Origin of the sequence: Qipengyuania sp. MTN3-11 (genome assembly GCF_042851825.1) — a bacterium.
Classification (GTDB): domain Bacteria; phylum Pseudomonadota; class Alphaproteobacteria; order Sphingomonadales; family Sphingomonadaceae; genus Qipengyuania.
This window is the reverse complement of sequence record NZ_BTGM01000001.1, coordinates 899,436-920,858: the sequence shown is the minus strand read 5'-3', so window position 1 is coordinate 920,858 and position 21,423 is coordinate 899,436. Positions and strand designations below refer to the sequence as shown.

The following is a 21,423-nucleotide window of genomic DNA, read 5'->3' as shown; positions in this document are numbered from 1 at the left end:
GAGGGCGACTTCTATCCGAGGCCCACTCCGCAGGTTTCCGAACGCCCCTCTAAAGCAAGTTTTCGATGGGTAGGATTTTGTCAGCGGGACGAGGCTCTCTCGGCGGGTTCGGCCGGCGATCGCAAAGCCTCCAGGATCTTGCCCCAGGACACCAGCTTGAAGTTCTGGGCGGAAGGAGGGTTGATACCGTCCTGTGCGATGAAGAGCCCATCGGGATAGTCGGGGCCGAAGCTACGCGGATCGAGCGCGATGCCATCCGTCTCCTCCGCCGATCCGATCGTGCCCTGCACGATGCGGAAGCGTCCGAGCGGTCGCATGTTTGGCAGTGCGAAAACCGCATAGGCGTTGTCGCCTTGGCTGGAAGCGACGAGATAGCCGCCATCCACGCCTTCCGCTGCAAGCGCAAGTCCTTCCACATCGGCAACCAGCTGCTTGTTGTCCATGCGGGCGACCAGCCGCTTCGCGCCGCTCTCCATGTCGATCGCCCAGATGCCGGCGGCTTCCTCGCCGATATAGAGCGTGCCGGTGCGTGGATCGACCACGCAGCCCTCTGGCTGGCTGGGGACAGTCGCGATAGTGGTGGTCACGCCGCTCATGCCGTTGCGAGTGGATGTCAGGCGCGTGCGATAGATCGCCCCGTTCTTGGGCGCGCTGAATACGTCGATGGTACCGTTGGCAGCAGGCTCGCCCATGCACACGCCATAGCCTTCGCCAGCACCCACCTCGATCCGCGCGACGCGCGTCAACTGGGCGGTATTCGTGTCGAGCGTCGCCACCAGTAGATGTGCGGTGGCGACGTCGGTCCGATCGCTGGCGACGACCAGCACGCGCCCGTCGGGCATTTCCGCCAGATCGACATTGTTGAACAGGCCCCCGCCGAGGAAGCCCAGATCCCGGCCCTCGAGATCGTAAACGTGCAGGCCCGCCTTCTTGTCGGTACCGACGATCAGGCTTTTGGACGGGTCCGCCATGTTGCGCCAGATCGCGGGATCGTCCGCAGCATCTTCGTTCGACGTTCCGACCGGCTCGGTCTCCGCCACAGCGAAGACCGGAACCGCCGGATGGCCCGTGATCGGCGTGGTAGCGCAGCCCGCCACCGCCAGCGCAAGACCGGCGCTGGCAAGCGCTTGGAAACACACGCGCATCAGAACGTCACCCTCACGCCGCCCTTCATCGTCCAATTGTATTCCTCGAACTGGTACAGATTCCGTTGCCCGCCGAGATTGTTGTAGGCGTAGTACTTTGCGTTGTTGATGTTGATCCACTCGTAGAAGATCTGGACGTTGTCGGTCGCGCGGAACTTTGCGCTTAAATCCAGCTGGAAATGATTGTCGACATAGCGGTCCAGCTCGGCCTCGCCCGCCACCTCGTCCAGGTAACGATCGCGATAGGTGCCTGCCAGACGCAGGTCGAACGGCCCCCTGTCGTATCCGAGGACCACGTTGAACGTGTGCCTCGAGGTTGCAGGCAGCGGGATTTCGCGCGGATCGGCAATATCGCCGTCGGTGAAGATCGTACCCTTGGCATCGGTGAAGGTGTAGTTCGCCTGGAACAGCAGGCCGGATAGCGCGCCCGGGAGAAAGCCGAAGCTCTGTGCGAAGCCGGCTTCGAAACCGAACACCTGTGCATTGTCGCCGTTGAGCGGGATGACGGCCTCGTCGAACGCGATACCGCGATAGATACCATTGTAGGGTGCATCGTCGCTCTCGAAGGTCGCGTCGACGATGTAGTCCTCGATGTCCTTGTAGAACACCGCCGCCGTGATCGCGCCGTTGCTGCTCATGTAATATTCGAGCGAGGCGTCGAAATTCCACGCGCGATAGGGGTCGAGATCGGGGTTGCCGAACTCGCCTTCGCGTTCGTCGTCGTCGTTCTGCTCGACTGCGAAGCGCGGCGCCAGCCTGGACAGTTTCGGACGCACCAGGCTCCTGTAACCAGCGAGGCGCACGATCAGCTCGGGCTGCGCTTCCCAGCGGATGTTGAGGCTGGGCAACCAGTCGGTGTAATCCTTGGCGAACATAACCGGGGAAACGATGACGGTATCTTCCGTCGCGGTACCGCCGCCGGGCAGCGTGCCGTCCTCCTCGATCAGTGTCACCGTGTTGCCGAGGATATCGTTCTTCGTGTTCTCGACACGCACACCGCCGATCACCCGCAGCGTCGCGCTGTCGTAGCGACCGAGCAGGTAGCCTGCGAGAATGTCTTCCTCGACGGTGTAATCCTCCACTGCGCTGTCGAAAGCGCTGTCTGCGCCGACCAGCTCGAAATCGCCCAAATTCGCACGGAAGAAGTCGCTCGCCGCGGTGTAGCCTGCAACCGGGCCGATATCGGCTATGCGGTAGGTCTGCCCCTCTCCCAAGGCATCTGCGAGCGTGAAGGCGCCGGGGCCGGCATATTCGTAAAACTCGACCGTCTTGTTGTAGCTCTTGTCGCGCCAGCGGCCCTTGAATCCAGCCTGCACGGTGAATTCACCGCCATCCATGGCAAAGCGGCGCCCAAGGTCGAAGACCCCGGCATATTCCTCGTCCTGCGCATCCGAAAGCGCGGTGAACTCGATATCGTTAAGCTCGTAGGTCGAAGGGTCGAGGAAATCGCCCGGATCGGCAACGACCGAATAGAGCGGACGGCGCGGGTCCGAATAATCGAAGCCGATCACCAGCCCGTCGCCATCGAAATCGCGATCAAACGAGGTCGGGTCGAAGCTGCCGTTCTCGCGCTCGGACGACTTGGCCCAACTGACCGAGTAATCCGCGAACCAGGTGCCCCAGTCGCTTTCGCCGCCGAGCACGATCGAGCGGATCCTCTGCCTTTCGAAACGGTCCTTGATGTCGCGCTCGACGGTGAATTCCTGGTCGGAATCGTCGAAAGTGGCTCCGTCCGCCGTAACCGTGGTCGGGCCGTCGTCCTCGAAATCGCCGAGGTCGAAGATCGTCCGGCGGCGATATTCCAAATCGTCGAACTGGCTGTAGATGCCCCGGGCGTACAGTTCGGTCGAATCGCCCGCCCGGAAATCGAAATTAAGCGTCGCGCTGATCCGTTCGCGCTCGACGTCGTAGTCGCGATATTCGAGCGCCGCCGGGAAGATCGTGCCCTCGTCGACATAGTCGTCGGCTTCGATATTGTCGGTCTCGAAGGTGCGCTTGTAATAGGAAACGCCGCCAGAAACGCCGACATTATCGGTTAGGCGCGTGGCGAAGTCGATGCTGCCCTTGGGGCTGACCTCGTCCGCATATTCGTTGTAACTGCCTTCGATTTTCGCGGTCAGCAGGCTCTTGCGGCGGTCGAAAGCGCTTGTCGTCTCGATCTCGACCGAGGCGCCGATGGTATCGCCGTCCATGTCGGGCGTCAGCGACTTCTTGACCTCGATCGATTCGATGATGTCGCTCGAGATCACATCCAGGGCGACCGAGCGGACATCGCTTTCGGGCGATGGTAGGCGCACGCCGTTGAGCGAGGTCGACACGAGATCGGGGTCCAGTCCGCGCACCGCGACGAACCGGCCCTCGCCTTGGTCGTTGAGGACATTGACGCCCGGCAGGCGGCGCAGGCTCTCCGCCACGTTCTGATCGGGAAACTGGCCAATCGCGTCGCGCGTCAGCACGTCGCTTACGACGTCGGATTCGCGTTTGCGGGACAGGGCGCTCGCCTGGTTGGCGCGCTGTCCGACGACGAGGATCATGTCGCCCGCGTCCGATGCCAGCCGCAGCGTAGCGGAAACGGTCCCCGTGGCCGGCACGGCGATGGTCTGCCGCACGGGTTCGGCACCCACGTAGCGTACCTCTAAAGTGTATTCGCCCGCCGGAACGTCCGCGAACAGAAAGGATCCATCACGCTCGGTCGCAACCGAACGGCCGAGCTCGACGATGGAAACTTCGGCCGCGCGCAGGGCAACCGTATCTGTTTCGTCGACCACCACTCCTGCGATTTCCCCCGCGAAGGCAGGTACGGCGAGCCCAACCGCCAGCGCCGTCGCGGCTACACGCGACGCGAATCGTACCTTTGTCATCGATATTACCCCTCGAACCGGACCCGATTTCGCAGGATCGATAGGCACGCTTGATGACACGATTGCGAAGGATGGATGACGATTCGGCGAACACTCGGTTGCAATATTATGGCGGAACCAATCGCAGAGCGCGTGACCATGGGCGAACAGCCACCCCATGTACCGCGCCCGCAGCCAGCGGCCGCTGCCCCGCTCCCAAACCCGGTCGAGAGACACGATCGTTCCGGCCCCGAAATCCGGCGTAAATGGAGCGTACTTCCTGGCGTCGATCAGCCTGAACGCCAGGTGCTACCGTCTGAAATCACTTGCCTGCTGTCGTTAACTCCTCGTTGAACATATTCCGATACCCCAGAATCGACGCGAGGTAGCGGTTTGACCGCCGCAATTTTAGGAATCCGTTAAGCGCTTGAGCCTATCGAGCCCTCGCGATCGGGAGGCTTTTCGTGAAGGGCGTCATTTTCAATCTCCTGGAAGAAGCCGTCACGGCGGATTTCGGCGACCATGTCTGGTCGGACCTCATTGATGCTGCCGGCGTGCATGGCGGATATACCTCGCTCGGCAGCTATCCCGACGAGGATATTCTGGTGCTCGTATCCACGGCAGCCGCCGCCTTGGGGAAAACCGATGGCGAAATCCTGCAGTGGTTCGGCCGCGCAGCCATGCCGATGCTGGCACAGCGATATTCCGAATTCTTCGTACATCACGCGAGCGCCCGCCCCTTCATCCTGAGCGTCAACGAGATCATCCATCCCGAAGTCCGCAAACTCTACTCGGGCGCGGGATGCCCGTACTTCCATTTCGAGGACGATCCTGAGGGACACTTGCTCGTCGGCTATCGCTCGGCCCGTCAGATGTGCCAGCTGGCGCACGGCTTCATCGAAGGCGCGGCTGGCTATTACGGCGAGCGCGTGAGTATCGATCATCAACTGTGCATGCAGGAAGGCGATCCGCTTTGTCGCATGGCGGTGGCTTGGAATGGTTGAACATGGTCTTCGAGCCAGCATCCCTCACGCCTGAAGAACGGATCGCCAAGCTCGAACGTCAGCTCGAACGTGAGCGTGCCGCCCGCAAGGAGGCGGAAGAAATTGCCGAGAAAGGCCTGCGCGACCTGTACATCGGGCGCGAGTGGCTGGCCCTGCTGCAAAGAATCACCGAAGGAGCCAATCGGACCGACGACCTTGCCTCGGCTATGGAGGTCACGCTCCGCGAAGTGTGCGAGAAGATGGGATGGGTCTTCGGCAACGCCTACGATGTCGAGGATAGTTCGGGCAGGGCCAGCAAACTGATCGAAAGCGGCGCGTTCGAGAAGCTCGGCATCAGCGCCATCGGCATTGGCGGACACCCGGAGGGGCACCCGAACATGGACGCACAGGAATGCTTCGACGTGCTTCGGGCCAAGCGCGACGCGATCGAGAGCCGCGGGATGGCCCCCCTGATCGTCACGCAGTTCTCCTTCGACGCCGACCGGGTGCTCGAATGGCTGATCGAACTTCGCCGATGCGGCATCGACGCGCCCGTGCGCCTCGGCGTGCCCGGCCCCGCAGGAATCAAGACGCTGCTCCGCTTCGCCAAGCGCTGCGGCGTCGGTGCGTCCGCGTCCGTGATGTCTAAATACGGCATATCGATGTCGCGCCTGATGAGCAGCGCCGGGCCAGACAGATTGGTGGAAAGGTTATCGCAGGGGCTCGGACCGGAGCATGGGCCGGTCCGACTCCATTTCTACCCTTTTGGCGGAGTCGCCCGCACGGTGGAATGGATCAACGATTACGCAGCACGGAACTCGCGCTCTGGGGAGGATATCGGAGAATGAGCTTGGAGCAATGCATTCTTACCCTGCAATGCGACGATCGGTCGGGACTGGTGGCCGAGGTTTCCTCCTTCCTCGCCACCAATGGCTGCAACATTGTCGACGCGCAGCAGTTCAACGATGCCGGGAACGAGCGCTTCTTCATGCGCGTCGCATTCACTGCAGCCAGTTGCGATGACGTCGCGCGGGGTTTCGCGGATTTGCCCCTGGCGAAAGAAGCGGACTGGGTCATGCGGCGCGCCGAACGCCCGCGCAAGGTCCTGATGATGGTCAGCAGGTTCGACCATTGCCTGGGCGATCTGCTCTATCGCAACCGCATTGGCGAACTAGACATGGATGTGGTCGGCATCGTCTCGAACCACCAGCAAAGTGCGCTGAGAATTTCGATGATCGGCGACATCCCGTATCATCATCTTCCGGTCACGACCGAAACCAAACCCCAGCAGGAAGCGCGGATCAAGCAAATCGTCGACCAGACCGGCGCCGAGCTCGTGGTGCTTGCCCGTTACATGCAGATCCTGTCGGATGATCTCGCCGGCTTCCTCTCGGGCCGGTGCATCAATATCCACCACTCGTTTTTGCCCGGATTCAAGGGTGCCAAGCCTTACCACCAGGCGCACGAGCGCGGGGTGAAGATGATCGGCGCGACCGCGCACTATGTCACGGGCGATCTCGACGAGGGGCCGATTATCCATCAGGACGTCGAAGCCATCAGCCATTCGGATACGCCGGAAGATCTGGTCGCCAAGGGCCGCGACATCGAGCGGCGCGTGCTTGCCACTGCCGTCAAACACCATCTTGCCGGGCGCGTATTCCTCAATGGGTCGCGCACCGTCGTCTTCAAGGCTTGAGGAGCGACGCATGCTCCACATCCCAGTCACGCACGTCGGTTCCACGCCGCGCGGCGAGGCGCTGACGCCGCTACTCCTCGCCCGCAACAAGGGCGAGCCCTATGACGAGCAGGCATTCGACCAGATCGTCACCCAGCCGGTGACCGACTGCGTGGCGATGCAGCGCGAATGCGGCGTCGATTTCGTCAGCGACGGCGAACTCGGCAAAGTAGGCTATTCGACCTACATGACCGAGCGCCTGTCGGGCTTTGGCGGACATGTCGATCGCAAGCTCGCTGCGGACATTGCGGAGACGCCCGAACGGGCCAAGCGGTTGTCGAGCATTACGGGCTCGCAGGAATTGAAGGGCTCGGGATGAGCGCGATCCAATCCAACCCCGTCAAATCCGCTCTGCGAACGCTCGACACGCTCGAATTCGTCGTTGCCCATCCAAGTGGCGTGGTGGCGCGCGACATCGCGAGCGGGCTCGACATTCCGCTGAGCAGCCTTTCGTACCTTCTCGCCACACTGGCGGAGCGCCAGTATCTGGTTCGCGACGGGCGACGCTATTCTGCCGGACCCAGCCTCGCTCGCCTGCGCACCGAACGCGCGGATCTGTCGCTGGAAGATCGCGTGTCGCCGATCGTGAAGCGGTTGGCTGCGGAGCTGGACGAGACGGCATCCTTCATGGTGCGCGAAGGCTGGAAGGCGCGCATCGTCGCCAGCCGGTCGAGCGGACAGGCGTTGCGTTACGCCATCGCCGAAGGGGACACGAAACCGCTCCATGTGCTCGCAGGCGGCAAGGCGATCCTCTCCGAACTTTCCGACGAGATGCTGGCGAGCTATTTCGATGAAACTCGAGGCCGGCGCGAAAGCCTCACTCAAACGACCATTACCGCGCAAAACCAACTGCGCAGACAGATAGCCGTCTTTCGCGAGCAGGGTTATGCGACGGCGGTGGAGGAAAGCACCGTCGGCATTTCCAGCATCGCCCGACCTGTACGCCTTGGCGACACCGTCGGCGCCCTGAGCATCGCGGTGCCGTCGATCCGCTTCCTCCCAGAGCTTCAGGACCGCGCAGTCCATGCCCTGACGCATGCCGTAGCGTCCCTTTGCGAAAACCCCGCGCGCGACCACGACTGAACTATTGGCATCAAAGTGGCGGTGCTGTCAGTCGCGTCGCAACTCGGCTCCGATCGACGCAGCTATCCAAATCCCGCGCTCGGCTCAGGCCATAAGCGATTGTCACTCGGCCAGAGCGGCCGAGCGGCGAGCCTTGTAGGTCTGTCTGTCAACGAGGTGGCGTTCAAGGTTGAAGTGGTTGTGGATGTTGACGTGAACCGTAGCGAACTTCTGTAGGCTCTACATTCGCCCGAAGCGCTGCATCGATCGCTTTCGTTCTCGGAAGGAGAGATGGCTGTGTTTCACCCGGTTGTTGGCCCAGCGTCCGACCTCCTGCTTCGTTTGGTTGCCGAGCTCGGTCATCGCTGCCTTGAACGAGCGCAGGCCATCTGTGGTGATTGCCCGGGATGAACCATGGCGCTTCAAGGCCTTCTTCATGAACCGCATCGCCGCGTCCTTGTCGCGGGTCCTGGTGACGTAGCTCTCGAGGATCTCGCCCTCCAGGTCGACCGCGCGCCTCAAGTAGACCATCTCGCCATTAACCTTGACGTACATCTCGTCGAGGTGCCTGCCCCACTGCCTGATGCAGCGCATCCGGCTGACCCGCTGTCTTCGGATATCGCCTAGGCGCGTAGCCTCTATATCGGCGGTGCCAAACAATTGGTACGCTCGCAGGTCTTCAATAGGGGCACGCGCGCGGCAGCAGTGACAGTGCTGTCGATCCGGGTGAGCTCGGCCCGCCGCCCGACACGCGGCTCGGTTAGTGGTGGATCGTCCATTCGTAATGGTGATCCGAGATATGGAAACGGGCGCGATACTGTACTCAAGCCGCGTGGTCGATCCGTAGGCCTGTAAGCCTCAAGGCGCTCATCGACCCCTTCAAATTGTCTTGCAGACTAGACCGAACCCTAGCTCTCCCGATGTGATAAGCCCTACACGGATAGTCCGGAAGCGGAAACTAAGGTTTGGGACCGCTACTGGGCCGCTTGCGGACTGTTGGCTTTTGGGCAACATCGAGCTGAAGCCGACTTTGGCAAGCCAGCCGTCGGGCCAATCAGGCGATCATTTTGATACTCTTCATCCTTACCAGGTCGGACAGCGTTTTCGCTTTCCTCGTCATCATAGTATTGGGCCGGTAGACCACGACCGTTCGAGGACCGATGTCGAGGTCAATCGCGATCACCTTGGCGGCCTCGTATTCGACCACGCCGTCGACGACTTCGCGCTCCCTGCGGGATGATCGGCGCTCGATCGCGGGTGTATCTCCTTTCTAGCACGGAAGAGGCACTCAGTCTCCAAGGGACGCTGAATAGATTGACCTTCGGACTTCGGTTTGATCTCTCGACAAGGGCTCGTATTGTGGCGGCCTTACCACCCACTGTTCGCCGAACCTTGGGCACTCCAGGTCAGTGAGACGAACATGCCTTTCCAGAACGACAAGGGTATTGCACCGCCCCTTATCGAATTGCCCATCCGCACCGCCACACGCGGGTTCTACGACGGGTTCAGTCGCGAAGTGACGATACCGGCGAAGATCATCGTCAGCCTGCTCATCTTGTGGGCGATCTTCTTCCCGGTGAGCGCCAGCGACACCCTGACCGCGGCGAATTCGACGATCATCTCCTCTTTCGCGGGATGGTACGTCTATCTCGTGGCTGCGGTGATGGCGGTCTGCGCCATTTTGGCCATCGTTCCACACACCGGCAGGCTGAGGATAGGTGCTCCCGGGGAGAGGCCCGAATTTTCCCGGCTTTCCTGGTTCGCCATGCTGTTTGGCGCCGGCATCGGTATCGGCCTGCTGACCTATTCGACGGGCGAACCGCTGGCGCATTTCTCGAACAATCCGGAGATAATCCGGGGCGCTGTGGATGAGCGTTCGACCGAAGCGGTGCGATCCGCCTATGTTTACACCTTTCTGCACTGGGGTTTCGCGGCCTGGTGCACCTATGCCCTTGTGGGCCTCTCGATCGGTTACGTCGCATATCGCCGGGGGCTGCCGCTCACCATCCGCTCGGCTCTCGCTCCGCTGTTCGGTGGCACGATGTCGGGTGTCGCGGGGCATCTGGTCGACATCGTCGCCGTGGTGGCGACGATCCTTGGCGTCGCGGTGACGATGGCTCTCGGTGTCGAGCAGTTCGTGATCGGACTGTCGCGTATCGGGCTTGGCGGGTGGCTGCTGGCCCCCGACGGTTCGTCTTCCATCGCGGCCATCGTCGTGGCGCTGGGGGTGCTCGTGGGCGCATCCACGCTCAGTGCGCTGTCCGGCGTCGGCAAGGGCATCAAATGGCTCTCCAACCTCAACCTCGGCCTGTCCTTCCTCCTGCTGCTGCTCTTTGCCGTCGCGGGCGCGGGCCTGTTCGCGCTCGAGGTTCTGGGCAGCGGTCTGGTCGATTATCTCGGCCGGCTGGTGCCGCTCTCGCTGACCCTGTTTTCCGAACAGGGCGCGTTCGGGGAGCAACTGGTGCGCTGGCAGCTGGACTGGTCCGTATTCTACTGGGCCTGGTGGATCGCCTTTGCGCCCTTCGTCGGCATGTTCATCGCCAGGATCTCGCGCGGGAGGACGATCAGGGAGTACGTTCTCGGCGTCGTCCTGGTGCCTTCGCTGGTGTGCTTCATCTGGATGGCCCTGCTTGGCGGAACGGCCATCGCGCTCGAACTGGACGGTACGGCAGCCGGCTCGATCGTCGACGCCGCCATGGCCGATCAACTTTACGCGACTCTGGCGGTGTTGCTCGATCCGGGCTTGGCCTTGGCGGTCTCCGGCCTGATCGTCCTTCTGTTGATGACCTATCTCGTCACTTCCACCGACAGCGCGATCCTGATCATCAACACCATCAACGGCGCGGGAGATGGCGAAGGCGAACGACGTCGCCACGTGCTGTTCTGGGGGAGTGCCCTTGCGCTCGTGGTTGGCAGCATGCTGGTGGTGGGCGGGATCGAGGCAATCCGCATCACCATGATCATCGGCGCGCTCCCGTTCTCTTTCGTGGTGGCGCTGATGGGCGTCGCGATCCTCAAGGCGATCGGGTTCGACCTGATCCGCCAGCGGCACGGCGTTCCCACGACGGCCGCCGCTTTGGCCGACGATAGCGCTTGATATGACTGAACGACGCGGTTTCGCGCCCTATCTGTGGTATTGATGTAACACCCAGCGGGCAGTCCTGGCATTCCGGCGCCACTGCGGTGGCCGACGCATGTCCACCTCCCTAGCCTCCACACTCTAACAAAAGTTCGCGTCGATCGCCGGCCGACCCCGTCGCGCCGGCCGTTCGACTGTATGTCCATGACACCAAGGGGGGTTCCCATCCTTACCAAATTTGCCAGTGGCGCGTCGGTCGGCGCGCTCGCCATTGCCTTGATTTCACCCACTCCCGCCAAAGCGCAGACCGCGGGATCCACCCCCACGACCCGGGAACGAGTGGCCCAGCCCCCCGCGACGGCGCAGCAACCGCGCCGCGGCGGCGTGCAGACAATCGTCGTGACGGCTCAGCGCCGCACCGAGGATCTGCAGGACGTGCCGGTATCCGTGCAGGCGCTGGGCGAGGAACAGCTCGACCAGCTCAACATCGACACCTTCGACGACTATCTGCAGGAACTTCCCACGGTCACCGCCGGCGGCGGCAGTCCGGGTCAGAGCACGATCTACATCCGCGGTCTTGCCTCGACGACGCCGAACCTGACAACCGCCGGGGTCGCGGGTCTCGCGCCCAATGTCTCGCTCTATCTGGACGAACAGCCTCTCGCCCAGCCGGGGCGCAATCTCGACGTCTATGCCGCCGATCTGGAGCGGATCGAGGTCCTCTCCGGTCCCCAGGGGACGCTGTTCGGCGCGAGCTCGCAGGCCGGTGTAGTCCGCCTGATCACCAACAAGCCCGAACTTTCCGGCTTCGACGCGAAGGTCACCATCGGCACCTCCTTCACCAAGGACGGTGAGGCGAGCTACAAGGCGGAAGCCATGCTGAATGTGCCGGTGACCGACAGCTTCGCGCTGCGCGGCGTCGTCTATCTCGACGATCAGGGCGGCTATGTCGACAATGTTGCCGGCACCCGTGACGCCAGCGAAAGCGCGCGCTTCCGTTCGGCAGGGACGGTGCGCCAGAACGGCGTGCCCGTGGCACCGAACCGCGCCGGCTTTCAGGCGGGCGACGACCTGTCGGGCGTTACCTTCGTCGAGGCCAACAATGCCGGCCTGGTCGAGGACGATTTCAACGACACGCAATATTCCGGGTTCCGCCTGACGGGCCTCTACGAGATCAATCCCGATTGGCGCGTGACGGTGGCGCACAGCCGCCAGAGCCTCGAAAGCGACGGCGTGTTCTTCTCGGATCCGACGCTCGATCTCGACGATCTGGAAATCCAGCGTTTCGAGGAGGATCGGCTGGAAGACGATTTCTCGAACACCGCCTGGAGCGTCGAGGGACGCCTGGGAATGCTCGATGTCGTCTACAACGGCGCCTACACCGATCGCGAGACCGAGCAGCGGATCGACTATTCCGATTACCTGTTCGCCGGGCAGTACCTGCCCTATTACATCTGCGACGGATCGGTGAGCTATCCGGGGGACGCCGCGCCTTCCGGGACCTGCCAGGCACCCAACAACTACGTCACCTCCGATACCGACCTGACGGTGTTCACGCAGGAACTGCGCGTCAGCACGCCGGAACAGAACCGCTTCCGCGTGACTGCCGGAGCGTTCTATTCCGACCTCACGCTCGAGGAGCGCAACGACTACACCTATCCAGGCAGCGAGCTTGCGCAGCCTTTCGGCGGCTTCGTTCCGAACTTCCCCTTCCCGGGGGCCTATCAGTCCGATGCCGGCCCGTTCCCCTACGGCGTGATCTTCCGCAACGACGTGAAGCGCACGGACGAACAGTTCGGTCTGTTCGGCGAGGCGACATTCGACATCGTGCCGGACGTCCTCTCGATCACGGGCGGAGCGCGTTACTACGATGTGGCGGTCGATTTCGAAGGCACCGCGAACAGTTCGTTCTGCAATGCCGGCGCGGCGCAGGATGCCGATGCCTTTGGCACCAATCTGTCCGACCTCTACGACGGCGACGGACAATACACCTTCATCGGGTCGTGCGACGCCTCGCTGCGCCAGACCTTCGACCTCGACGACAGCCTCCAGGACATCCAGAACGCCGGCCTGACGGCCGCGCAGGCGCAGCAGGTGTTCAATGCGGTACGCGCTCCGGACAAGGCGAGGACCGAAGGCGTCATCTTCAAAGGTACGGTGAACTTCACACCCACCGAAGACCTGCTGTTCTACGCGACTTATTCCGAAGGTTTCCGCCCCGGTCTGCTGAACCGGCCGGGCGGTGCGCAGGGCCCCAACGGCTTTACCGTACCCTTCGAGCTGGAATCGGACGAGGTGCAGAACTACGAGATCGGCGCGAAGACCGAACTCTTCGATCGGCAGCTACGCGTCAACGGAAGCCTGTTCTACGTCGACATCAGCAATCTGCAGACCACGATCTTTGATCCGAGCATCACCAACCTGTTCTTCTCGGACAATGCGGCGAATGCGGAGATCAAGGGCTTCGAGGCCGACTTCACCTACGCGCCCTATGCCCTCGCCGGGCTGACCGTGTCGGGTGCGGTATCCTTCCTCGATACCGAGATCACCGAGGTCCTGACGCCGACCGATGACGTGGTGGCGGGGTCCGAACTCGCCTACGCTCCGTCCTTTCAGGGCAATCTGCGGGTTCGATACGAGTGGGACCTGACAGACAGGCTCGGCGCGTTCGTCCAGCCGTCGGTCTCGCATTCCGCGTCGAAATTCACCGACATCGTCGCGATCAACCGGCTGCAACTCGACGGATATACGGTGTTCGACCTCTCCGCGGGTGTCTCCTACGACCGCTGGCGGCTCGAGGTGTTCGGCGCGAACCTGTTCGACGAGCGGGCACAGATCGCCGGCGATTTCTACTACGATCGCGCGCGCATCGTCACCAATCGCCCTCTTACGGTGGGCGTGAAGGCGACCTTCAGCTACTGACGATCGGAAACGGCAGTGTGCGCGGCGGGGGCGGAGCTTGGTCTCCCCTCCGCCGTTCGCATATCGAAATCGGGAGACGAGATGGACCAGCGCGAACAGGCCCTGAAAGACGCAAAGGAGGCATTGCAGGCGCGCGATTTCGAACGCGGGCTGGCGATTGCCGAAGCGACGCTGGCCGACGGGCCGGGCGATGCCGAAGCCCTATACATCGCAGCGGTCGCCAACCGTTACCTCGGCAGGTTCACGGCGGCCCGGCAGTTTCTCGAGCGTCTGCACGCGCAGGTGCCCGAATACGGGCGCGCATGGCAGGAGGCGGCCCATCTCGCGCGCGCGGAGGGTCGGAGCGACCGCGCGATCGACGCCTACGCCCGCGCGGTGCGTTTCAATCCGGCGCTGGCCGCCAGCTGGCGGGCGCTCTGCGAGCTGCAGCAGGCGGCCGGCCGCTCCGGCGAAGCGGCGCGCGCACGGGAGCAGGAGGCGCGCCTCGCCGCTCTTCCGAACGAACTGGTCGCGGTGACCCATCACCTCCATGAAGGGCGCCCGCTGCGCGCCGAGGAGATTTGTCGTCACTTCCTGCGCCGCCATCCCGACCACGTCGAAGGGATGCGGCTATTGGCGCAGATCGGCCTGCGGCTCGGCATCCTCGACGATGCGGAGTTCCTGCTCGAGAGCGCCGCCGCCTTCGAGCCGGACAATGTCCAGGTGCGGCTCGACTACATCGACGTGCTGCGCAAGCGGCAGAAATTCGCGCGCTCGCGCGAAGAGGCCGAGGCGCTGCACCGACGCGATCCCCACAATCCACTCTTCCAGTCGCACTTGGCGATCGAAAGCATGCAGACCGGCGATTACGAACGGGCCTTTGCGCTGTTCGACGAGGTTCTGGCACGTCTGCCGGACGATCCGGCCACGCTGACTTCGCGAGGACACGCCTACAAGACGGTGGGCGAGCAGGACGACGCAATCGGGTCCTATCGCGCCGCCATCGCCGCGAGCCCCGGCCACGGCGACGCCTATTACGCGCTCGCCAATCTCAAGACCTATCGCTTCGCGGACGACGAACTCGCTGCCATGCGTTCGCAGGTCGACCGGACGGACATCGGTTTCATGGATCGCGTCCACCTCGCCTTCGCGCTGGGCAAGGCGTTGGAAGACCGCGAAGCCTACGAAGAGTCTTTCCGATTCTACGAATTGGGGAACAGGCTCAAACAAAGGCAGACCGGTTACGATGCAGACAAGATGACGGCTGAGCTGGCCGCCCAGGCCGAGCATTGCACGAATGCGCTGTTCGGCGCGAAGGCCGGATCGGGTGCGAAGGCTCGCGATCCGATCTTCATCCTGGGTCTGCCGCGCGCGGGCTCGACGCTGCTCGAACAGATTCTCGCCAGTCATTCGCAGATCGATGGCACGCTCGAACTACCCAACATCCTGGCGCTGGCGCACCGTCTGCGCGGGCGCAAGGCCGGCAAAAGCCGCTACCCGCAAGTCCTGCAAGACCTCTCGCCCGACGAACTAGAAAAGCTGGGCCTGCAGTTCCTGGAAGATACGCGGATCCACCGGCAGGATGCACCGTTCTTCATCGACAAGATGCCGAACAATTTCCGACATATCGGCCTGATCCACCTGATCCTTCCCAACGCCACGATTATCGACGCTCGCCGCGCGCCGATGGATTGCTGCTTCTCTGGCTTCAAACAGTTATTCGCCGAAGGCCAGGACTTCACCTACGGCCTTACCGAAATTGGTCGCTATTACGCCGATTACGTCGGGCTGATGGAACATTGGGATCGAGTCCTGCCGGGCCGCGTGCTGCGAGTGAACCACGAGGACGTGCTGGACGACCTCGAAGGCCAGACCCGCCGCATGCTCGACCATATCGGCCTGCCATTCGAAGATGCCTGCCTCGATTTCCACCGCACTGAGCGAGCCGTGCGCACCGCCAGCTCGGAACAGGTGCGTCGCCCGATCAACCGCTCCGGGCAGGGCGTATGGAGGCGCTACGATCCGTGGCTGGGTGAATTGCGCAGGGCGCTGCGCATGCGCGACAACCCGTGAGCTGACAGAGCCATTGCTGGCGTCGTGAAAGTCTGGTCTCGCGATCATCCTGATTGCGCGGAAGAGACCGAATTTGGGGCGCTTTGCAGACCGGCTGAAACTGGGCCGATAACGGAATGTCCGGTTTGAGAACCCGAATGCAGAAAAGCGGACTATCAATGGTTCAATCCAAGTCGTGGAACATTCAGAGCTTCTCAGCCTCAACGAAAGAAGGCGAAAAAGCAGACACCGACGGACGCGAGAAGCATCCACACCGAACTGCCAATCGTGAGAAAGGCGACGGCCCGCTCGCCCGTGTCACTTGCGCCGAAACCCTTGCCCGCGATAGGTAGCGCGCGGCTCGCGCCGGAAGCCGCTGCCAAGCAAAGGCCCAGCACGAGCAGTCCAGACGACCCAATCAGCGAGAACGTCAGGCCTTGGGCAGCCCAGCCGGGTATCGCGAAATGGGGCCAGAAGATCGCAAATGCCAAGAGGGCGATCCCGCACTGCACCGCGGTCGTATGAGCCGAAAGTCCCATCCGCGAATTGTGAAACGCCGGGATGAACGCGCCGATGAGGAGGCCGACCGTAACCTTGCGCAATTCGCCATAGAGTTCGACCCCATTGGTCTCGCCGATCATCACGTCCAACAATATGCCGTCAGGATTCAGCCCATTCTCGATAAGCGTAAGCGCCTCCGGCCCTGATGCCGCACCGATGGCCCTGATTGCCGGATCGCGACCGAGCGCGAGCGACACTATGGTGCGGATGTCCGGATCGTCGTCCACATAGAGGATCGTCAGTGCCGTCGCCGGCGCAGGGGCTCCAAAAACACTGGAGGAGCGATGCGACATCAATCTCGATCTGGACATCTCGGGCGCACTATGGATGACGACTGCAAGGATCGCCCTGATTGCAGCCGGAACCGCCCTGCCGGCGATCATTGGTGCCTATGCTGCCGATAAAGGATCTCTGGGTCTGGCCTTCTTCATGTTTCTCGCAGCGATACTTACTGGTCTTGGAACAGTCATTCCGGCGATCAAGAAACCGTAGTCGCAAGGCGTTCAGCAAAGTGATCCGCCGTTAGCAGTGCCAGGGCATAGCGATAGGTCGCGACATCCGGCGCCGTTGCTCCGGCGTGTGCACCCTCGGTGCCCATCATCGCACTCATCTTCCAGACGAACTCAGCCTCCGGCGACTTCCCCGCTTGCCGCCCTGGCGCGAAGAAGCCTGCGTCGGCCAGTCGCTTGCGCGCCTCGCTTTCCTCGCGCGGCTCTTTGCCTTTTTCGACAGTCTGGCAAATGCCGACAAAGACCGCTGCTAGGAATCCGCGTGCCATGCTGTTCGCGCTTTCCCAGTTCCCGCCATCAATGGCTGCCTCGAGCTGTTCCAACCTGCTTTTAGCGTCGGCAAAGCAAGGGCCGTCGAGATTCGCCTTCAGGCGCAAGCGTTGCGGGGCAAGTTCAACCGGAGCAACGGGGATCAGGCAGCTATCGCTCACCGCCCATCCATCGACAGCAAGGCTGTTGCGCAGGGCGGTCTCCCGTGGCCGTTCCTGAATGCGCCGCGGGCGCCATTCGAGTTCCTCGGGATCCGGGGGGGGTTGGATAGATGCGAGGCTGCCTCGCGAACCAGGCCATCCGAAACAAAGTTTCCTTCGGTGTCGCGTAATTCTGGGCTGCGCCTCAGTAATCTCTGGAGCAGGGTGTGAAGCTTTGGGGTGGTCAGACCCACCCCTCCCTCACTTTCCAGATGCTCTCCCAGACCATATTCCTCGAACAGACGATGGAACTGAGCATTTGTCCGAGACATTTCCAGCACATCGAGCGCTCGGCACTGTGTAATCCATCGAAAACGGGCCAAGAGGTTTTTTCCTGTCAAATTAGCTATAGATCGGGATGCAGGTTTATTTTGGGGAGGATCGGATCAGGCCGGAAAGGCTTATGGCGGAGAGGGTGGGATTCGAACCCACGGTACGGTTGCCCGCACACCGCATTTCGAGTGCGGCGCATTCGACCACTCTGCCACCTCTCCGCACGAGTTCGGCGCTGTGGGCTTTACGGCCCCGGTCGCTGCGAGCCGCGCGGTTAGACGAGGTGCCGCCGCTTGCCAAGTCCCTTGCTGCCACACTTGGCGCGAAATCGGGGGACCGCGGGCTGTTGGCTGTTGTCATCGTCCGCCCGGCCCCCATATTCTCCCTGACATGGACCGCGCACAGTTCTTCTCCGCCCAGGCCGGCCGCACGATCGATGCGCCCGCCCGCGCCAACGCCCGTTTCGCCATCGGCGACGTCGTTCGCCATCGCATGTTCGATTTCCGCGGGGTGATCTTCGATATCGATCCGGTGTTCGCCAACAGCGAGGAATGGTATGCGTCCATTCCCGAAGACATCCGCCCGGGACGCGACCAGCCCTTCTACCATCTCTTCGCCGAAAGCGACGAAAGCTCCTATGTCGCCTATGTCAGCCAGCAGAACCTGCTGAACGATTCCATCGGCGGACCGGTCGAACACCCCGAGGTGCATCAGGTCTTCGAGACGTTCGAGAACGGGCGCTATCGCCTGCGCCGCGCGCTCACGCACTGACGTTCAGTTCTTGATCTTCCAGCCCGATCTCAGCAGTTGGTAGGTCAGGATCGCCAGCACAAGATTGAAGGCCAGCAAACCGGCCCCGGCGAGAACAACGGGTCCGGTTCCCGCACCGATGTCGGTCGCCCCGACGAAGCCGTAGCGGAAGCCGGAAATCACGTAGAAGAACGGATTGGCGCGGCTGATCGTCTGGAACAGCGGCGCGAGATTGTCGATCGTGTAGAAGGTGCCCGAAAGCAGGCTGAGCGGCGCGACGACGAATTGGGTGACCGCCGCGTTGTGATCGAACTTCTCCGCCCAGATCGAGGCCATCAGGCCGAACAGCGCCAGCATCGTTGCACCCATCAGGCCGAACCATGCGATCGCCCAGCCATGGGCATAATGCAAATGGGCGGCGGGATAGAGCCAGACCGCGACAGCGATCGCGAAACCCACGACGATCGCCCGGGTAACCGCCGCGCCGACGATGCCGGCCATCAACTCCCCTTCCGACAGGGGCGGCATCAGCAGGTCGATGATCGTGCCCTGGATCTTCCCGGCGAGAAGCGAGAAGCTGGAATTGGCGAAGGCGTTCTGCATCATCCCCATCACGATCAGCCCCGGAGCGAGAAAATCCGTGAACGGAACCCCCAGCGCCTCGCGCCCGCCCCGGCCGAAGGCGACTGAAAAGATCACGAGAAAAAGCAGTGTCGTCAGCGCCGGACCCCAGATCGTCTGCGTCTGGACCTTGAGAAACCGGCGGACCTCCTTCATATAGAGGCTCCACAGCCCCACGCGGTTGACACCGGTGATCACCGGAACGCCGCGCGGCGCAAACCGGCCCTTCGCACCGGCACCGTCTTGCGTGAAGGACGTGTCCGGGGTTCCCGGCGTCGTCTGGACCTGTTCAGCCATCGCACCGGCGCCTAGGCGGCCCAGCGGGGACTGGCAAGACCGGCGCCGTCGCGGGCGTTACCGGGATGCGGGATCGGCAACGAACGAGAGATTGACAGGAATACGCATGAGCTGGACCGACGAACGGATCGCGACGCTGAAGAAGATGTGGGAAGGCGGGGCCACCGCCAGCCAGATCGCCGACGAATTGGGCGGGGTCAGCCGTAACGCGGTGATCGGCAAGGCCCATCGCCTCGGTCTCAAGGCTCGCCCCTCCCCGGTCAAGGCTGCGGCCAAGCTCAAGCCAAGCGCCAAGGCGAAGCCCGCGGCCAAGCCCGAGGGGGCGAATTCAGTCAGCCCGGCGAAGGTGGAGGCCAAGCCTGCACCGAAAACGAACAAGAACGCTGCCGGCCCGCGCCGTCCAGCCCCGCCCCCGGCTGCTCACACGACCGATCCCACAATCCCGTCGCAGCCCCTCCCGAACAAATCGACCGACATGCCGAAGATCGTCTCGGTCGGCCCTGGCGGTTTCCTGCGGCAGGGTCCGGGCGATCAGCAGCCACCGATACCGCCCGCGCCGCCCCGACGGCTGGTTCCGGCCAAGCCCGATCCGGCGATCGCCGACAAGACCAGCCTGCTCGACCTGTCGGAGAAGGTCTGCCGCTGGCCGATGGGGCACCCGGGAGAAGCTGATTTCCACTTCTGCGGCGAGGCGGTGAATCCCGGTTTTCCCTATTGCGTGGAACATTGCGGAAGGGCCTATCAGGCACAGCTGCCTCGCGGTGCCCGGCGTCCTCCGCCACCGCTGCCGTTCGGCGGCCCCCGGGTGCGCTGACCCAAACGACAACGTTTCCGTAAAGGCTTCCCCACACGCCTTAAGGTCCGTTAACCACGGCTCTTGACCATTTCCGGCCCTGTTTCCTCTAGAAAGGGGAGCCGCATGGTCACGGCGTCATGCCGTATAGGGGGTGGTGGGGTAATATGGCGTGGACGAGTTTGTTCTTCGGCGCATTTCTGGCGCTCGCGGTCCAGTTCGGCCTTCTCGCCCTGGCGCTCTATCCGATCATGCGCCGCGAATTTCTGCTGTGGCTGCTGCTACGCACAGCGATGATCGCGGTGATGGTAGTTACCCTGTCACCGATCGCCGCGAGCGGATGGCTTCCCGACGAAGACCTGCGCCGGCAAATCGGCGGTATAGCGAATGCCATCAGCGTGGCGGCGGTCGGACCTTTCCTTGCCAGCTATCTGGAACGCAATATCCGGCTGTGGCGGGTTCGCACGCTGCTCCGCCAGTCTGTCTGGCTTGGCCTTCTCGCAGCCGTCGCGGTGGTGCTGATTCCCTTCGCGCCTTTGGCCAACCATGTTCACGACATCGCACTTCTCCTGCTGATCGGCGTGATCGTTTACGGGCTAGTTCGCACGGTGGCCGCGGGGAGCCGGGCAGCCTTGTTCCAGACCGGGGCGTGGACCCCCGGGATCGTGGTCGGGGCATCGGTTCTGCTGGTCGAGATCGGCACCGGCGTTCCGGTCAGCTTCTGGCTGGAAGCGGTATTCATGGCTCTGCTGGTGGAATTCGTGGTTACCACCATGGGCCTGGTCGACGGCTTCATGACCATCAAGCGCGAGCGCGACGAGGCGCTGGCGGAAATGCACGCGGCCAAGCGTGCCAATGCCACCGATCCACTCACCGGTATCGCCAATCGGCGCGGACTGCAGCGTCATTTCGACGAGGGTTCGCGGGGGCGGCCGAAGGGGCTCGCGATCATCGACTGCGACCATTTCAAGACAATCAACGACCGCTTCGGCCATGACATGGGGGACGATGTCCTCGTAGCGGTCGCGAATGGACTGCGGGGCGAGGACGTATTCGCCGCCCGGCTCGGTGGAGAGGAATTCATCGTGCTCGTCTATTCGCGCGACTGGCAAAGCAGCGCGGAGGGCGCTCGCCGTCGCATCACCCAGGCGGTGCGCGCGCAGGTTCCCGACCTGCCGTTGATGGTTACGGCCAGCGCCGGCCTCGCTTCCCTTCCCGAGGGCGAGAGTCTGGCGGCCGCGATGAAGCGCGCGGATCGGGCGCTTTATGCCGCCAAGGATGCCGGTCGGAACCGTTCGCTGGCTCTGACCGAGTTCCACCCCCGCCCGGAGATGATGCGGATCGCTTGAGGC

The 21,423-nt window shown here is 62.7% G+C and carries 19 protein-coding genes and 1 tRNA gene; 12 read left to right on the top strand and 8 right to left on the bottom strand.

All coding sequences use genetic code 11. From position 1 onward, the window contains the following. Nucleotides 1–80 precede the first annotated feature (80 nt). Complete coding sequence (locus ACGHN1_RS04420) at nt 81–1,145, bottom strand: phytase (RefSeq protein ID WP_390548682.1); 1,065 nt, start codon at nt 1,143–1,145, stop codon at nt 81–83. After that, nucleotides 1,145–4,006 carry a TonB-dependent receptor gene (locus ACGHN1_RS04415; RefSeq protein WP_390548680.1) on the bottom strand — a complete coding sequence of 954 codons (2,862 nt, stop codon included), beginning with the start codon at nt 4,004–4,006 and terminating at the stop codon, nt 1,145–1,147. The genes ACGHN1_RS04420 and ACGHN1_RS04415 overlap by 1 nt, the downstream gene beginning before the upstream one ends. Before the next feature lie 443 nt (nt 4,007–4,449). On the opposite strand from ACGHN1_RS04415, the gene ACGHN1_RS04410 reads away from it, so the two are divergent. The 5 genes from ACGHN1_RS04410 to ACGHN1_RS04390 are packed head-to-tail and all read left to right on the top strand — an operon-like array spanning nt 4,450 to nt 7,786. Continuing rightward, entirely contained in the window at nt 4,450–4,989 is a 540-nt protein-coding gene (locus ACGHN1_RS04410; RefSeq protein WP_390548678.1) for a heme NO-binding domain-containing protein, read from the top strand. 2 nt (nt 4,990–4,991) lie between these two features. Continuing rightward, complete coding sequence (locus tag ACGHN1_RS04405; RefSeq protein WP_390548676.1) at nt 4,992–5,816, top strand: methylenetetrahydrofolate reductase; 825 nt, start codon at nt 4,992–4,994, stop codon at nt 5,814–5,816. After that, complete coding sequence (gene purU / locus ACGHN1_RS04400) at nt 5,813–6,664, top strand: formyltetrahydrofolate deformylase (protein WP_390548674.1); 852 nt, start codon at nt 5,813–5,815, stop codon at nt 6,662–6,664. Before ACGHN1_RS04405 ends, purU begins: the two co-directional genes overlap by 4 nt. Before the next feature lie 10 nt (nt 6,665–6,674). Then, nucleotides 6,675–7,022 carry a hypothetical protein gene (locus ACGHN1_RS04395; RefSeq protein WP_390548672.1) on the top strand — a complete coding sequence of 116 codons (348 nt, stop codon included), beginning with the start codon at nt 6,675–6,677 and terminating at the stop codon, nt 7,020–7,022. Further along, nucleotides 7,019–7,786 (top strand): IclR family transcriptional regulator, encoded by a 768-nt coding sequence (locus tag ACGHN1_RS04390; RefSeq protein WP_390548670.1) that lies wholly within the window; start codon nt 7,019–7,021, stop codon nt 7,784–7,786. Before ACGHN1_RS04395 ends, ACGHN1_RS04390 begins: the two co-directional genes overlap by 4 nt. A 219-nt stretch (nt 7,787–8,005) precedes the next feature. On the opposite strand, the gene ACGHN1_RS04385 is transcribed toward ACGHN1_RS04390, so the two are convergent. Together ACGHN1_RS04385 and ACGHN1_RS04380 are read right to left on the bottom strand one after the other, a co-directional pair. Next, the gene (locus tag ACGHN1_RS04385) at nt 8,006–8,425 is read right to left on the bottom strand and encodes a DDE-type integrase/transposase/recombinase (protein WP_390548668.1); all 420 of its coding nucleotides are present in this window, start codon (nt 8,423–8,425) and stop codon (nt 8,006–8,008) included. Nucleotides 8,426–8,819: 394 nt separating this feature from the next. Continuing rightward, nucleotides 8,820–9,017 carry a LuxR C-terminal-related transcriptional regulator gene (locus tag ACGHN1_RS04380; RefSeq protein WP_390549767.1) on the bottom strand — a complete coding sequence of 66 codons (198 nt, stop codon included), beginning with the start codon at nt 9,015–9,017 and terminating at the stop codon, nt 8,820–8,822. A 168-nt stretch (nt 9,018–9,185) separates the two neighbouring features. On the opposite strand from ACGHN1_RS04380, the gene ACGHN1_RS04375 reads away from it, so the two are divergent. The 3 genes from ACGHN1_RS04375 to ACGHN1_RS04365 all read left to right on the top strand — a co-directional run bounded on the left by ACGHN1_RS04375 (nt 9,186) and on the right by ACGHN1_RS04365 (nt 15,818). Then, on the top strand, nt 9,186–10,862 hold the full coding sequence (locus ACGHN1_RS04375) for a BCCT family transporter (protein ID WP_390548666.1): 1,677 nt from the start codon (nt 9,186–9,188) through the stop codon (nt 10,860–10,862). A 186-nt stretch (nt 10,863–11,048) separates the two neighbouring features. Next, nucleotides 11,049–13,766, top strand: coding sequence for a TonB-dependent receptor (locus ACGHN1_RS04370; RefSeq protein ID WP_390549765.1), 2,718 nt, complete (start codon nt 11,049–11,051; stop codon nt 13,764–13,766). 81 nt (nt 13,767–13,847) lie between these two features. Beyond that, nucleotides 13,848–15,818, top strand: a complete 1,971-nt coding sequence (locus tag ACGHN1_RS04365) for a tetratricopeptide repeat-containing sulfotransferase family protein (RefSeq protein WP_390548664.1) — start codon at nt 13,848–13,850, stop codon at nt 15,816–15,818. A gap of 200 nt (nt 15,819–16,018) precedes the next feature. Here ACGHN1_RS04365 and ACGHN1_RS04360 read toward each other — a convergent pair whose 3' ends face one another. Further along, on the bottom strand, nt 16,019–16,669 hold the full coding sequence (locus ACGHN1_RS04360) for a response regulator (RefSeq protein WP_390548663.1): 651 nt from the start codon (nt 16,667–16,669) through the stop codon (nt 16,019–16,021). Between the two features lie 16 nt (nt 16,670–16,685). Here ACGHN1_RS04360 and ACGHN1_RS04355 point away from each other — a divergent pair, with 16 nt between their 5' ends. Beyond that, nucleotides 16,686–16,850 (top strand): hypothetical protein, encoded by a 165-nt coding sequence (locus tag ACGHN1_RS04355; protein WP_390548661.1) that lies wholly within the window; start codon nt 16,686–16,688, stop codon nt 16,848–16,850. Here the strand turns inward: ACGHN1_RS04355 and ACGHN1_RS04350 are convergent. Together ACGHN1_RS04350 and ACGHN1_RS04345 are read right to left on the bottom strand one after the other, a co-directional pair. Next, nucleotides 16,837–17,298: a hypothetical protein gene (locus ACGHN1_RS04350; RefSeq protein ID WP_390548659.1), complete on the bottom strand. Its 462-nt coding sequence runs from the start codon at nt 17,296–17,298 to the stop codon at nt 16,837–16,839. The genes ACGHN1_RS04355 and ACGHN1_RS04350 overlap by 14 nt on opposite strands. Before the next feature lie 443 nt (nt 17,299–17,741). Next, nucleotides 17,742–17,831, bottom strand: a tRNA-Ser gene (locus ACGHN1_RS04345). Nucleotides 17,832–18,000: 169 nt separating this feature from the next. Between ACGHN1_RS04345 and hspQ the strand changes: the two genes are divergently transcribed. Then, a complete protein-coding gene (gene hspQ / locus ACGHN1_RS04340; protein WP_390548658.1) occupies nt 18,001–18,381 on the top strand; it encodes a heat shock protein HspQ in 381 nt (126 codons plus the stop codon). A 3-nt stretch (nt 18,382–18,384) separates the two neighbouring features. Here hspQ and ACGHN1_RS04335 read toward each other — a convergent pair whose 3' ends face one another. Then, entirely contained in the window at nt 18,385–19,278 is an 894-nt protein-coding gene (locus ACGHN1_RS04335; protein WP_390548656.1) for an ABC transporter permease, read from the bottom strand. 106 nt (nt 19,279–19,384) lie between these two features. On the opposite strand from ACGHN1_RS04335, the gene ACGHN1_RS04330 reads away from it, so the two are divergent. Both ACGHN1_RS04330 and ACGHN1_RS04325 read left to right on the top strand, forming a co-directional pair. Then, complete coding sequence (locus tag ACGHN1_RS04330; RefSeq protein ID WP_390548655.1) at nt 19,385–20,092, top strand: GcrA family cell cycle regulator; 708 nt, start codon at nt 19,385–19,387, stop codon at nt 20,090–20,092. Between the two features lie 146 nt (nt 20,093–20,238). Beyond that, nucleotides 20,239–21,420 (top strand): diguanylate cyclase, encoded by a 1,182-nt coding sequence (locus ACGHN1_RS04325; protein ID WP_390548653.1) that lies wholly within the window; start codon nt 20,239–20,241, stop codon nt 21,418–21,420. The last annotated feature ends 3 nt before the right edge of the window (nt 21,421–21,423 follow it).

Coding starts and splice junctions, on each gene's coding strand:
- ACGHN1_RS04405 (WP_390548676.1), top strand. CDS start 4,992: ATGGTCTTCGAGCCAGCATCCCTCACGCCTGAAGAACGGATCGCCAAG.
- ACGHN1_RS04375 (WP_390548666.1), top strand. CDS start 9,186: ATGCCTTTCCAGAACGACAAGGGTATTGCACCGCCCCTTATCGAATTG.
- ACGHN1_RS04415 (WP_390548680.1), bottom strand. CDS start 4,006: ATGACAAAGGTACGATTCGCGTCGCGTGTAGCCGCGACGGCGCTGGCG.
- purU (WP_390548674.1), top strand. CDS start 5,813: ATGAGCTTGGAGCAATGCATTCTTACCCTGCAATGCGACGATCGGTCG.
- ACGHN1_RS04335 (WP_390548656.1), bottom strand. CDS start 19,278: ATGGCTGAACAGGTCCAGACGACGCCGGGAACCCCGGACACGTCCTTC.
- ACGHN1_RS04420 (WP_390548682.1), bottom strand. CDS start 1,145: ATGCGCGTGTGTTTCCAAGCGCTTGCCAGCGCCGGTCTTGCGCTGGCG.
- hspQ (WP_390548658.1), top strand. CDS start 18,001: ATGGACCGCGCACAGTTCTTCTCCGCCCAGGCCGGCCGCACGATCGAT.
- ACGHN1_RS04365 (WP_390548664.1), top strand. CDS start 13,848: ATGGACCAGCGCGAACAGGCCCTGAAAGACGCAAAGGAGGCATTGCAG.
- ACGHN1_RS04360 (WP_390548663.1), bottom strand. CDS start 16,669: ATGTCCAGATCGAGATTGATGTCGCATCGCTCCTCCAGTGTTTTTGGA.
- ACGHN1_RS04325 (WP_390548653.1), top strand. CDS start 20,239: ATGGCGTGGACGAGTTTGTTCTTCGGCGCATTTCTGGCGCTCGCGGTC.
- ACGHN1_RS04355 (WP_390548661.1), top strand. CDS start 16,686: ATGACGACTGCAAGGATCGCCCTGATTGCAGCCGGAACCGCCCTGCCG.
- ACGHN1_RS04370 (WP_390549765.1), top strand. CDS start 11,049: ATGACACCAAGGGGGGTTCCCATCCTTACCAAATTTGCCAGTGGCGCG.
- ACGHN1_RS04390 (WP_390548670.1), top strand. CDS start 7,019: ATGAGCGCGATCCAATCCAACCCCGTCAAATCCGCTCTGCGAACGCTC.
- ACGHN1_RS04330 (WP_390548655.1), top strand. CDS start 19,385: ATGAGCTGGACCGACGAACGGATCGCGACGCTGAAGAAGATGTGGGAA.
- ACGHN1_RS04395 (WP_390548672.1), top strand. CDS start 6,675: ATGCTCCACATCCCAGTCACGCACGTCGGTTCCACGCCGCGCGGCGAG.